This window comes from Phenylobacterium parvum (assembly GCF_003150835.1).
GTDB classification, from domain to species: Bacteria; Pseudomonadota; Alphaproteobacteria; order Caulobacterales; family Caulobacteraceae; genus Phenylobacterium; species Phenylobacterium parvum.
Window position 1 is genome coordinate 2,536,276 of the sequence record NZ_CP029479.1, and the last position, 12,943, is coordinate 2,549,218.

Consider the following 12,943-nt stretch of genomic DNA (forward strand, 5'->3'; position numbering starts at 1 on the left):
CCCGGAGCCTCAGAAGAAGCTGTAGGGGTCGATGTCGACCGACAGGCGGATCGACCCCCGCGGCTTCACCCTGGCCTTCCAGGCCGCCATGTAGGCCGACAGGTCGACCTGGCGGTCGGCCCTGACCAGGAAGCGCTTCCGCCGCCGCCCCCGGACAAGGGCCAGGGGCGCATCGGCGGGACCGTAGACTTCCACCCCCTCCGCATTGGGCGCCGCCGCCGCCAGTTCCCGCACGAAGCCCTCCAGGGCCTGAGGGTCGCGGCCCGACACCACCACGGCGGCCAGACGGCCAAACGGGGGCAGACCCGCCAGCTCCCGCTCATACAGCTCGGTCCGGACGAAGGCGTCGCGGTCCTGGGCCTGCAGGGCCTGCATGACGGGATGGTCCGGCGCCCAGGTCTGGATCAGGGCGCGACCCGGCCGGTCCCGGCGCCCCGCCCGGCCGGTGGCCTGCGCCAGGAGCTGGAAGGTGCGCTCCGCCGCCCTCAGGTCCCCGCCGCGCAGGCCCAGGTCGGCGTCCACCACGCCCACGAGGGTCAGGTTGGGGAAGTTGTGGCCCTTGGCCGCCGCCTGTGTGGCCACCAGGATGTCGATCCCGCCCGCCTCCATGGTCTCGACCAGGGCTCGGGCGTCGGCGGCGCTGCGCACCGTATCCGACGAGAAGACCGAAATGCGGGCCTCCGGGAAAAGGGCCCGGGCCTCCTCCTCCAGGCGCTCGACCCCGGGGCCGATGGAGACCAGGGAATCCGCCGCACCGCAGTGGGGGCAGGTCGCCGGCCGGGGCATGGAGAAGCCCGTAAGGTGGCAGACCAGGCGGTTGGTGTAGCGATGCTCGACCAGCCAGGAATCCGTGTCCGGGGCGGTCAGCTTCTCTCCGCAGGCGCGGCACAGGACCAGGGGAGCGTATCCCCGGCGGTTCAGGAAGAGCAGGGTCTGCTCCCCGGCCGCCAGGGTCTCGGCCATGGCCTCGGCAAGGGGCGGGGAGATCCAGCGGCCCGAGTCCGGCGGGGTCTCACGCAGGTCCACCAGCCGGATGTCCGGCAGTCGCGCCTCGCCGTGGCGGTCCGCCAGCCGCAGCCAGCGGTAGCGGCCCGTCTCGGCGTTCCGCAGGCTCTCCAGGGAGGGCGTTGCCGAAGCCAGGATCACCGACGCCCCCTCCAGCTTGGCCCGGACCACCGCCAGGTCGCGCGCCTGGTAAATGAAGCCGTCCTCCTGCTTGAAGGAGGTGTCATGCTCCTCGTCGACCACCACCAGGGCCAGGCGGCGGAAGGGCAGGAAGAGGGCCGACCTTGCGCCGACCACGATCCGGCAGCGACCCTCGGCCACGGCGTCCCAGACCTGCCGGCGGGCTGGCGGCGCGATGCCGGAGTGCCACTCGCCCGGCGGGGCGCCGAACCTTTCGGTCACCCGGGTGATCAGGGCCTGGGTGAGGGCGATCTCCGGCAGGAGGATCAGGACCTGGCCCTCCGGGTCGGCGGCGAGGGCGGCGCGGACCGCCTCCAGGTAGACCTCCGTCTTGCCCGACCCCGTCACGCCGTCGAGCAGGGCGGCCTGGAACCCGCCCTCGGCGATCATGCCGCGCAGGCTGGCGGCGGCGGCGGCCTGGCTGGCGTTGAGGGGCGGAGCCGGCGTGTCCAGGTCCGGTGGGCCGAATCCGTCGGGCCGGGGCGCCAGGCGCAGCTCCAAGGCGCCGTCGTCGATCAGCCCCTTCACCACCGCGGGCGAGACCTCCGCCCGGCGGGCAAGGTCGGCCGGCGGCGAGGGCCCGGCTGCGGCGGCCTCCAGGACCCGGGCCCGGGCGGGCGTCAGGCGGGCCGGCGGGCGGCCGGTGGCGACCGCCAGGCGCTCGGGCCTGGGCAGGGGAGCCCGCGCACCCCGCAGGGCGATGGCCAGGGGCAGGCCGGGTCCATCGGCGGCGTAGCGGGCGGCCCACTGGACGAACTCGACCGTGGCGGGGCTGAGGGGCGGCCCCGGGAGTCGCTCGGCGACCACCTTCAGGGGCCGGTTGCCGCCGGCTCCCTCCCGCAGGCCGGTGACCACGCCGGCGGCCAGCCGGGCGCCGAGGGGCGCAAGGACCCGGTCGCCGACAGACAGGGCGAGGCCCTCCGCCTCTTCGTAGTCGAAGGCTTCCGGCAGGGGCAGGGGCAGGAGGACGGAGACAATGCGGACCATGTCGCCCCTTCATAGACGGGTCCGGCCCTGAGCGGGAGCGGTCAGGGCTTCCGGGCGGACCCCGGGAGTCCTACAAGAGCCCTTCAACAAAAGCGGACGCAGCCAGATGCAACTCTTCCTCGACACCACCGACGTGGCGATCCTGAAGGATCTCGCCGCCAGCGGCCTCGTCGACGGCGTGACGACCAACCCGACCCTGATCGCCAGGTCGGGCCGGCCCATGTTCGACGTCATCGCCGAGATCTGCGAGCTGGTGGAAGGCCCCGTCAGCGCCGAGGTCGCCGCCACGGACGTCGCCGGCATGCTGGCCGAGGGCGCAAAGCTGGCCGCCATCGCCCCCAACGTAGTGGTCAAGGTGCCCCTGACCCGAGAGGGCCTGGTGGCCACCTCAGAGTTCGCCGTCCAGGGCATATCGACCAATGTCACCCTGTGCTTCTCGGCGGCCCAGGCACTGCTCGCCGCCAAGGCGGGCGCGAGCTACATCTCCCCCTTCATCGGCCGGCTGGACGACCACGGCGCCGAGGGCATGGACCTGATCAGCGAGATCCGGGCCATCTACGACAACTACGACTTCGACACCGAGATCCTGGCCGCCTCGATCCGGAGCCCGGCCCATGTCACGGCCGCAGCCCTCTGCGGCGCGGACTGCGCAACGATCCCGCCCGAGGTCTTCACCGCCCTCTTCAAGCACCCGTTAACCGAACGCGGGCTTTCTCAGTTCCTCAGCGACTGGGCCGCCACGGGACAGTCGATTCTCTGAACCGGGGGTACAGGCGCGATGAGCGGGTCGGGCGAGGCGGAGCCGCAGGACGGGCCCGGGCCGGAGACGGTGCGCGCGGCCCTGCTCCGCCGGCCGGACATCCTGACGGGCGACCCTGAGACCCTGCAGGCCCTGGGTCTGGCGCTTCGTCCCGACGCCCGCGTCGTCGAGTTCGGCCCGGCCGCCCTGGCCCGGGTCAGCGAGGTCGCCCGCGCGGAGAGCGAGGCCCGTTCCCGCCTCGAGGCCGTCGCCCGCGCCAACTTCGCCGCCCAGGCCCAGACCCGCGAGGCCGTGGTGGACCTGCTGGACGCCGGGGACGCCGCCGACCTCGCCCTGCGCCTGGACGAGATCGCCCGGGCCCGCTTCGGCCTCCAGGCCGGGGCCCTGGGGCTCGAGGGCGGGGCGGGGCCGCAAGGCTGGCGTCGCCTGCCGGAGGGCGGGATCGCCCAGGTCCTGGAGGACGGAGCCGAAATCCTGCTTGGCTTCCGCGCCACGGCCCTGGGACTGTTCGGAGACCAGGCGCCCTTCATACGCTCCATGGCCCTGGCCCGCCTTGAACTGCCTACCGGCCCGGGGCTCCTCGGTTTCGGATCGGGCGATCCCGAGGGCTTCACGCCGGACATGGGACCAGAGCTTGTCGCCTTCGTGGCCCGGGTCGCCGAGCGCCTGGCGCGCCGCCTCATGGACGCGGAGCCGGGCGGAGTCGCCTGATGGAGGCCCGTGCGGCCCTCGCCCAATGGCTGGAGCACCTGGAGCAGGAACGGCGCCTGTCGCCCCGCACCCTGGCCGCCTACGGCTTCATCGGCCGGCGCTACCTGACCTTCCTGGAAGGGCACAGGGGCGGCCCCCTGACGGCGGAGGACCTCGGCGGGATCAGCGCCGCCGAGATCCGGGCCTGGCTGGCCGTGCTGCGCCAGGGCGAGACGCCGCTCTCTCCGCGCTCCCTGTCCCAGTCCCTGTCAGCGATCCGCACCTTCCACGGCTTCCTGGACCGGCGACTGGGGATCGCCAACCCCGCCCTGGCCCTGGTGCGGGGACCGAGGGTCCGCCCTTCCGCGCCCCGGCCGGTCACCGAGAGCCAGGCCGCGGAGCTGCTGGCCGAACCCGGCCTCGACGCGAACCTGGACCCCTGGGAGTCGTCCCGGGACGAGGCGGTCCTGACCCTGCTCTACGGCTGCGGTCTGCGGATTTCCGAGGCCCTGTCCCTGCGCCGCCGGGATGCGCCCCTGGGCGAGGCCCTGCGGATCACCGGCAAGGGCGCGAAGACGCGGATGGTCCCGGTCCTGCCCCGGGTGGCCGGGGCCGTGCAGACCTACCTGGACGCCCTGCCCTTCCCGCTTGACCCGGATGAGCCCCTGTTCCGGGCCCGGCGGGGCGGCCCGCTCTCGCCCCGCCACGTCCAGGCGACGGTCCAGGGGATGCGGGCGCGGCTGGGACTTCCGGACTCGGCTACGCCCCACGCGCTGAGGCACGCCTTCGCCACCCACCTGCTCGGGGCCGGCGCGGATCTCAGGTCGATCCAGGAACTGCTGGGACACGCATCGCTATCGACCACCCAGCGCTATACCCAGGTGGATTCCGCAACCCTGCTCAGGGCCTACGCGAACTCTCACCCGAGAGCCTGAGAAAGCCGTCGGGGCCCGTCAGGCCTGCATGGTCCAGCCCTCGACGCCCATGGCGGCCTGCCGGCCGGCCTCGGAGCGCGTCGGGTGCGGGTGGCAGACGCGGGCGATGTCCTCGCTGGCGGCGCGGAAGGCCATGGCCACGCAGTATTCGCCGATCAGTTCGCCTGCCTGGGGCCCCAGGATGTGCACGCCGAGAATCTCGTCGGTGGCGGCGTCGGCCAGCACCTTCACGAGGCCATCGGTCTCGTGGTTGATCTTGGCCCGGCTATTGGCGGCGAAGGGGAACTTGCCGGCCTTGTAGGCGCGGCCCTCGGCCTTCAGCTGCTCTTCATTGCGGCCGACCCAGGCGACCTCGGGGGTGGTGTAGACCACGCTGGGCACCAGGTTGTAGTCCACGTGGCCCGCCTTGCCGGCGATCAGCTCGATGCAGGCGACGGCGTCCTCCTCGGCCTTGTGGGCGAGCATGGGGCCGTGGATCACGTCGCCGACGGCCCAGACCCCAGCTGCGGCCGTGCGGAAGTGGTCGGTCTCCAGGAAGCCCCGGGCGTCGGGAACCAGGCCCACCGTCTCAAGGCCGAGGCCGGCGGTGTAGGGGCGCCGGCCGATGGCCAGGAGGACCCGGTCGGCGGAAAGGGTCTCGGCGGCGCCGCCGGCGGCGGGCTCGACGGCGAGATCGACCTTGGACTTGCCGGCCTTGGCGCCGGTCACCTTGGCGCCCAGGCGGAAGTTCACGCCCTGCTTGGCCAGGGTCCGCTGGAAGGCCTTGGCCAGTTCGGCGTCCATGCCGGGGCAAATCCGGTCCAGGTACTCGATGACCGTGACCTCGGCCCCAAGCCGGCGCCAGACCGACCCCAGCTCCAGGCCGATGATGCCGGCGCCGATGACGACAAGGGTCTTGGGGACCTCGCCCAGGGACAGGGCTCCGGTGGAATCGACGATGCGATCGCCGTCCACCTTCACTCCCGGCAGGCCCGAGGGCTCGGAGCCTGTGGCGAGGACGATGTTGGCGGCCTCGAGGGTGACGACCTTGCCGTCCCCGCCCTCCACCTCGACCCGGCCAGGGCCGGCCAGGCGACCCTTGCCGAGGAAGCGCTCGACCTTGTTCTTCTTCATCAGGAAGTCGACGCCCTTGGTCAGGGCGGTCACCGACTCGTCCTTCTGGGCCATCATCTGCTTGAGGTTGAGGCGCGGGGCGACCTCGATGCCCAGGTGCTCGAACTCCCGGTTCGCCGCCTCGTAGAGCTCGGAGGCGTGCAGGAGGGCCTTGGAGGGCATGCAGCCAACGTTGAGGCAGGTGCCGCCCAGGGTGTCGCGCATCTCGACGATGGCGGCCTTCAGGCCAAGCTGGCCGGCGCGGATGGCGGCGTTGTAGCCCCCGGGGCCGCCCCCGATGATGACGACGTCGAACTGGGACATGGGTTTTCCTCGCCCGCCTCGGGGCCTGAACCGGATTAGATGTCGAGCAGCAGGCGCTGCGGATCCTCGATGGCTTCCTTCACGCGGACCAGGAAGGTCACGGCGCCCTGGCCGTCGACGATCCGGTGGTCGTAGGACAGGGCCAGGTACATCATCGGACGAATGACCACCTGGCCGTTCACGGCCACGGGACGCTCCTGGATCTTGTGCATGCCGAGGATGCCCGACTGCGGCGCGTTCAGGATCGGCGTCGACATGAGCGAGCCATAGACCCCGCCGTTCGAGATGGTGAAAGTACCGCCCTGCAGGTCATCCAGGGCCAGGGCGCCGTCGCGGGCCTTCTTGCCAAGGTCGCCGATGGCCTTCTCGACCCCCGCCAGGGACAGGGTGTCGGCGTCGCGCACCACCGGCACGACCAGGCCGCGCTCGGTGCCGACGGCCACGCCGATGTCGTAGTGGTTCTTGTAGATCAGGTCCTGGCCGTCGATCTCGGCGTTGACCTCTGGCACGGCCTTCAGGGCGTGGATGCAGGCGCGGACGAAGAAGCCCATGAAGCCCATCTTCACGCCATGGGTCTTCTCGAAGGCGTCCTTGTAGGTGTTCCGCAGGGCCATGACGGCGCTCATATCGACCTCGTTGAAGGTCGTCAGCATGGCGGCGGTCTGCTGCGCCTCCTTCAGCCGGCGGGCGATGGTCTGCCGCAGGCGGGTCATGCGGATGCGCTCCTCGCGGGCGTGGGCCTCACGCGGGGCGGCCGGCGCCGGAGCTGGCGGCGGCGCAGCGGCGCGCGCCTCGAGGGCGGCCATGGCGTCAGCCTTGGTCACTCGCCCACCCTTGCCGGAGCCCGGGATGGCGGCGGGATCAAGCCCGCCTTCGGTGGCGATGCGCTGGGCGGAAGGGGCCAGGACCGGCGCGGCGGCCGCGGCCGCCGGGGCGGCGGGCGCGGGCGCGGGCTTGGTCGCCTTCGGCGCGGCGGGGGTGGAAGCCGGGGCGGGAGCCGAAGCCGGAGCGGCGGCCGCGGCGGCGCCCTCCTTCACCCGGCCCAGGACGGCGCCGGGCTCGACGGTGGCGCCTTCCTCGGCGGAGATGGACTCCAGGACGCCGTCCGCCGGAGCGGCCACCTCGAGGCTGACCTTGTCGGTCTCAAGCTCGACGAGAATCTCGTCCTTGCGGACAGCCTCGCCGGGCTTCTTCGCCCAGCGCGCCACGGTGGCTTCGGAGACGGACTCTCCAAGGGCGGGGGTCATGATGTCGGCCATGGTCGTGTCCTTGGGTTCAGGCGAGGGCTTCGGTAAGGAAGGCCTGGAGTTCGCGGTTGTGCCGGCTCATCTGCCCGGCGGCGGTGGAGGCGGAGGCGGGCCGGCCCACATAGCGGGCGCGCTTGGCCTTCACCTTCAGGCGCTCGAGGGTCAGTTCAAGCCAGGGATCGACGAAGGTCCAGCCGCCCATGTTCTTCGGCTCTTCCTGGCACCAGACCAGTTCGGCGTTGGGGAAGCGGGAAAGCTCGGTGGAGAGCGACTTCATCGGCCAGGGATAGAACTGCTCGAGCCGCATCAGGTAGATGTCGGTCAGCCCCTTTTCCTCCCGCGCCTCCAGAAGGTCGTAATAGACCTTGCCGGAGCACAGGACGACGCGGCGGATCTTCTCCGGCGGATCGAGGGTCAGGGCGGTGTGCCGGCCACGCTCGGCGTCGTCGTGCAGCACCCGGTGGAAGGACGAGCCCTCGGCCATCTCCGCCAGGAGGGACACGGCCTTCTTGTGCCGCAGCAGCGACTTGGGGGTCATGACCACCAGGGGCTTGCGGAACTCCCGCTTCATCTGTCGGCGAAGAACGTGGAAGTAGTTGGCCGGGGTGGTGCAATTGACCACCTGCATGTTGTCCTCGGCGCAGAGCTGCAGGAAGCGCTCCAGGCGGGCGGACGAGTGCTCGGGACCCTGTCCCTCATAGCCGTGGGGCAGGAGCAGGACGAGGCCGCTCATCCGCAGCCACTTGCGCTCGCCGGACGAGATGAACTGGTCGATGACCACCTGGGCGCCGTTGGCGAAGTCGCCGAACTGGCCCTCCCACAGCACCAGGGTCTTGGGATCGGCCAGGGAGAAGCCGTACTCGAAGCCAAGGACGGCCTCCTCGGAGAGCGGCGAGTCGATGACCTCGAAGTGCGCCTGCCCTGCGCCCAGGTTGTTGAGGGGCGTGTACTGGGCCTCGGTCGTCTGGTCGATGATCCCGCAATGACGCTGGGTGAAGGTGCCGCGCACGCTGTCTTGGCCGGCCAGGCGGACCGGGAAGCCGTCCTGCAGCAGGCTGCCAAAGGCCAGGTGCTCGGCCGTCGCCCAGTCGAGGCCCTCGCCGGACTCGATGGCCGACTTGCGCCCTTCGATGACCCGCCGGACGTTCTTGTGGACGTCGATCCCGTCCGGAATGGCGGTGATGGCGGCGCCCAGGGACTTGAGGCGGGGAAGTGGAACGGAGGTGTTCCCCCGACGGTCCTCGCCCTCAGGCAGGGCAAGGCCCGCCCACTTGCCGTCCAGCCAGTCGGCCTTGTCGGCCTTGTAGGTCTTGCCGGCCTCGAACTCGGCGTCGAGGAAGGCCTCGAACTCGCCCATCCAGCGCGACACGTCGTCTTCGGACACCACGCCCTCGGCGACCAGTTGGCGGGTGTAGATCTCGCGGGTGCTCGGATGATCCTTGATCCGCGCATACATCAGCGGCGAGGTCATGGTCGGGTCATCGCCTTCGTTGTGACCGAACCGGCGATAGCAGAACATGTCGATGACGACGTCCCGGCCGAACTTCTGCCGGAACTCGGTGGCGACCTTCACGGCGTAGACGGTAGCTTCCGGGTCGTCGCCGTTCACATGGAAGATCGGCGCCTCGACCATCAGGGCCACGTCCGAGGGATACGGCGAGGAGCGGCTGTACTTGGGCGCGGTCGTGAAGCCGATCTGGTTGTTCACGATGAAGTGGATGCAGCCGCCGGTCCGGTAGCCCTTGGTGCCGGAGATGGCGAAGCACTCGGCCACCACGCCCTGCCCAGCGAAGGCGGCGTCGCCATGCATCAGGAGGGGCAGGACATGGTTGCGCCCGGCGTCCGACGTCTCGCGCAGGACAAAGGCCTGCTTGGCGCGGGCCTTGCCGAGCACCACCGGGTTCACGATCTCGAGGTGGGAGGGGTTGGCGGTCAGGGACAGGTGGACGCTGTTGCCGTCGAAGGCGCGGTCGGAAGAGGCGCCCATGTGGTATTTGACGTCCCCAGAACCCTCGACGTCGGTGGGCAGGGTCGAACCGCCCTGGAACTCGTGGAAGATCACCCGGTAGGGCTTGCCCATGACGGCGGCCAGGACGTTCAGCCGCCCCCGGTGGGGCATGCCGATGACGATGTCGCGCACGCCCAGGGCGCCGCCGCGCTTGATGATCTGCTCCAGGGCCGGGACCATGGCCTCGCCGCCGTCAAGGCCGAACCGCTTGGTGCCGGGGAAGCGCTTGTGCAGGAAGCGCTCGAAGCCCTCGGCCTCGATCAGCTTCTTCAGGATGGCGATCTTGCCCTCGCGGGTGAAGACGATCTCCTTGTCCCGCCCCTCGATCCGCTCCTGCAGCCAGGCCTTCTGGGCCGGGTCGGAGATGTGCATGTACTGCACCCCGATGTCGGCGCAGTAAGTGCGCTTCAGGATGGCGAGGATCTCGCGCAGGGTTCCGGTCTCGAGGCCGAGCACATAGTCGAGGAAGATCGGACGGTCATAGTCGGCCTCGGTGAAGCCGTAGGAAGCCGGATCAAGCTCGGAGGCGTCGCCCTCGGGGATGGCGATGCCGAGGGGATCAAGGTTGGCCCGCAGGTGGCCCCGCATCCGGTAGGCCCGAATCATCATGATGGCGCGCAGGGAGTCCAGGGTCGCGGCCCGGACATCCTGGCCCGCTGCGGCGGGCGCCTTGCGGGCGGTCCATGCGGGCGGCGCCATGGGCTGAGCCGCGCCGGCGCGGTCGTGGATGGAGGCGAAGAAGCTCCGCCAGGAGGCCTCGACGGAGTCGGGGGCCTTCATCCAGCGGGCATAGAGGTCTTCGATGAAGGCCGCATTCCCGCCGTAGAGGAAGGAAGTCTCCGCCAGGAGTTCGTTGATCCGTCCCGCGTCGTCCGCCATGTCGCTCGCCTGTCGCCTGCGGCCCGCGACGCCTTCAGGAGGAGAGTCGAGCTGGACCGCTCAAGGTTGAATTGTCAGGCCCCCTCAGGCGCCTTTCAGCACCTCGAGCAGGGTCTCTCCCAGCTTAGCCGGAGACGGCGCCACGCGGATGCCCGCGGACTCCATCGCCGCAATCTTGTCCTCCGCGCCGCCCTTGCCGCCCGAGATGATGGCGCCAGCGTGGCCCATCCTGCGCCCGGGCGGAGCCGTGCGGCCCGCGATGAACCCGACCATAGGCTTCCGAATCGCTGAATTCTTTATGAATTCCGCAGCATCTTCTTCAGCCGACCCGCCGATCTCGCCGATCATGATGATCGACTCGGTCTCGGGGTCCTTCAGGAACATGTCGAGCATGTCGATGAACTCGGTGCCCTTCACCGGGTCCCCGCCGATGCCCACGGCTGTGGTCTGTCCAAGGCCCACCTGGGTGGTCTGGAAGACCGCCTCATAGGTAAGGGTGCCGGACCGCGAAACCACCCCGACCGACCCTTTTTTGAAGATGTTTCCGGGCATAATCCCGATTTTGCAGGCTTCCGGCGTCAGGACGCCCGGGCAGTTGGGACCGATCAGCCGGGACTTCGAGCCCGACAGGGCGCGCTTGACCTTGATCATGTCAGCGACAGGAATGCCTTCGGTGATGCAGATGATCAGAGGAATTCCGGCGTCGATCGCCTCGAGGATCGAGTCCGCTGCGAAGGGCGGCGGCACATAGATCACGCTGGCGTCTGCGCCCGTTTGCCGAACGGCTTCATCCACCGTGTTGAACACGGGCAGGCCCACATGAGTGGTCCCGCCTTTACCGGGGGTCACGCCGCCGACCATCTTGGTCCCGTAGGCGATGGCCTGCTCGGAGTGGAAGGTGCCCTGGGCGCCGGTAATGCCCTGGCAGATGACCCGGGTTTCCTTGCCGATCAGAATGGACATTAGGCGAGCCCCCGCACGGCTTTCACAATCTTCTCTGCGCCATCGCTGAGGTCGTTGGCCGCAATGACGTTGAGGCCGCTCTCATTGATGATCTTCTTGCCCAACTCGGCGTTGGTGCCTTCCAGGCGCACCACCAGGGGCACGGTCAGGCCAACCTGCTTGACGGCGTTGACCACGCCGTTGGCCAGGATATCGCACCGGGCGATCCCACCGAAGATGTTGACCAGAATGCCCTTCACATTGGGATCGGCCATGATGATCTTGAAGGCGGCCGTCACCTTGGCTTCGTCCGCGCCGCCGCCGACGTCCAGGAAGTTGGCGGGCTCGGCGCCGTAGAGCTTGATGATGTCCATGGTCGCCATGGCCAGGCCCGCGCCGTTGACCATGCAGCCGATCTCGCCGTCGAGGGCGATATAGGACAGGTCGAACTTGGAGGCTTCGATTTCCTTGGGGTCTTCTTCGCTCTCGTCGCGCAGAGCCACCACTTCCGGATGCCGGTAGAGGGCGTTGGAGTCGAAGGACACCTTGGCGTCCAGGACCCGCAGCTGGTCATCGGCGGTCACGATCAGCGGGTTGACCTCAAGCATCGCCATGTCTTTGGCGACAAAGGCCGTGTAGAGCTGGCCGAGAAGCCTGGCCGCCTGCTTGGCGAGGTCGCCGCTTAGGCCCAGGGCCTTGGACAGGGTGCGCCCATGGAACGGCCAGACGCCGGTCGCCGGGTCGATCCCGAAGGTTACGATTTTTTCCGGCGTGTCATGGGCGACGGTTTCAATATCCATGCCGCCTTCCGTCGAGGCGACCACCGAGACCCAGCTGGTTTCACGGTCGACCAGGAGGGAGAGGTAGAATTCCTTGGCGATGGCCGCGCCTTCCTCGATGTAGAGGCGGTTGACCTGCTTGCCCTTGGGCCCGGTCTGGTGCGTCACCAGGACCCGGCCGAGCATTTCCTGGGCGTTGGTGCGGACGTCGTCGACGCTCTTGACCACCCGGACGCCGCCCTTGGCGTCGGGCCCGAGTCCCTCGAAGCGGCCCTTGCCGCGCCCGCCGGCGTGGATCTGGGACTTCACCACGAAGACCGGACCGCCCAGTTGCTCGGCGGCCTTCACGGCCTCGTCGACGGAAAAGGCGGGATACCCGCGCGGGACCGCCACGCCGAACTCGGACAGGACGGCCTTGGCTTGATGTTCGTGGATGTTCATGGGGCCCAGAAGCGCTGTTCTGCTGGCTCGCCCGATTGGCGAGTGGCCGGTTTATAGGCGCCCCCCGGAAAACAGGCAACCGCCGAGCCGCCCTGCCCCTGCGTCAGCCCAGGAACAGGTTCCATACGAAACGGCCCGGCAGGAGGACGAACAGGAGGTTCACGGCGAAGCCGCCGAAGAACATGCCGGTCATGGTGCGGCGATGCCGCTCCACGTCATGCCGGCGGGCCGCCGCCACCGCCAGGGGCAGGGCGATGATCACATAGCCGCTCAGGATGTGGATGAAGGAGAAGTGGCCCGGATTGACGACCCGGATGAAGAGGGAAGTGATCGCGACGATACCCACCGCCAGGACCCAGCCCCAGCCGAGGATACGGTGCATGCGGGCTCCCTTGCGACCCGCCATCAGGATGGCGCCGACCAGCAGGGCGAGCAGGCCGAAGGCGAGATGGACCAGGATGACCGGCGGGGTGGAGGCGAGCAACTCCAGGTCCGGCCCGTGCGGCTGGAAGGCCGGCAGGCCGGCGCCCGGCGAAGGCTGGGCCAGGACGCGGGGCAGCAGGGCCGCTGCGATGGCGAGCGAGCCGACCGTCACGGCGGCGATAAGCGCAGCCTTGCGCGAGGGGGGGCGGATTTGGGACATGAGGGTCATCTTGGGTCTCCGGTCACCCGGG

Annotated in this window: 10 protein-coding genes; 3 read left to right on the forward strand and 7 right to left on the reverse strand. The window is 69.8% G+C overall.

Translation table 11 applies throughout. The features are described 5' to 3' along the window. Positions 1-9 precede the first annotated feature (9 nt). Complete coding sequence (locus HYN04_RS11855) at positions 10-2,172, reverse strand: primosomal protein N' (protein WP_110450946.1); 2,163 nt, start codon at positions 2,170-2,172, stop codon at positions 10-12. A 106-nt stretch (positions 2,173-2,278) separates the two neighbouring features. Between HYN04_RS11855 and fsa the strand changes: the two genes are divergently transcribed. The 3 genes from fsa to HYN04_RS11870 are packed head-to-tail and all read left to right on the forward strand — an operon-like array spanning position 2,279 to position 4,557. After that, positions 2,279-2,932: a fructose-6-phosphate aldolase gene (fsa, locus tag HYN04_RS11860; RefSeq protein WP_110450947.1), complete on the forward strand. Its 654-nt coding sequence runs from the start codon at positions 2,279-2,281 to the stop codon at positions 2,930-2,932. 18 nt (positions 2,933-2,950) lie between these two features. Further along, positions 2,951-3,643, forward strand: coding sequence for a DUF484 family protein (locus HYN04_RS11865; RefSeq protein WP_110450948.1), 693 nt, complete (start codon positions 2,951-2,953; stop codon positions 3,641-3,643). Further along, positions 3,643-4,557 carry a tyrosine recombinase XerC gene (locus tag HYN04_RS11870; RefSeq protein WP_110450949.1) on the forward strand — a complete coding sequence of 305 codons (915 nt, stop codon included), beginning with the start codon at positions 3,643-3,645 and terminating at the stop codon, positions 4,555-4,557. Before HYN04_RS11865 ends, HYN04_RS11870 begins: the two co-directional genes overlap by 1 nt. Before the next feature lie 18 nt (positions 4,558-4,575). Here the strand turns inward: HYN04_RS11870 and lpdA are convergent, their stop codons facing one another. The 6 genes from lpdA to HYN04_RS11900 all read right to left on the reverse strand — a co-directional run bounded on the left by lpdA (position 4,576) and on the right by HYN04_RS11900 (position 12,921). After that, positions 4,576-5,973 (reverse strand): dihydrolipoyl dehydrogenase, encoded by a 1,398-nt coding sequence (gene lpdA / locus HYN04_RS11875; RefSeq protein WP_110450950.1) that lies wholly within the window; start codon positions 5,971-5,973, stop codon positions 4,576-4,578. 35 nt (positions 5,974-6,008) lie between these two features. Beyond that, positions 6,009-7,232, reverse strand: a complete 1,224-nt coding sequence (gene odhB, locus HYN04_RS11880) for a 2-oxoglutarate dehydrogenase complex dihydrolipoyllysine-residue succinyltransferase (RefSeq protein WP_110450951.1) — start codon at positions 7,230-7,232, stop codon at positions 6,009-6,011. 16 nt (positions 7,233-7,248) lie between these two features. Continuing rightward, a complete protein-coding gene (locus HYN04_RS11885) occupies positions 7,249-10,107 on the reverse strand; it encodes a 2-oxoglutarate dehydrogenase E1 component (RefSeq protein WP_110450952.1) in 2,859 nt (952 codons plus the stop codon). 84 nt (positions 10,108-10,191) lie between these two features. Further along, on the reverse strand, positions 10,192-11,070 hold the full coding sequence (gene sucD / locus HYN04_RS11890) for a succinate--CoA ligase subunit alpha (protein ID WP_110450953.1): 879 nt from the start codon (positions 11,068-11,070) through the stop codon (positions 10,192-10,194). Then, positions 11,070-12,269 (reverse strand): ADP-forming succinate--CoA ligase subunit beta, encoded by a 1,200-nt coding sequence (sucC, locus tag HYN04_RS11895; protein ID WP_110450954.1) that lies wholly within the window; start codon positions 12,267-12,269, stop codon positions 11,070-11,072. Before sucC ends, sucD begins: the two co-directional genes overlap by 1 nt. A gap of 103 nt (positions 12,270-12,372) precedes the next feature. Beyond that, entirely contained in the window at positions 12,373-12,921 is a 549-nt protein-coding gene (locus tag HYN04_RS11900; protein ID WP_241962623.1) for a DUF2306 domain-containing protein, read from the reverse strand. Positions 12,922-12,943 lie beyond the last annotated feature (22 nt).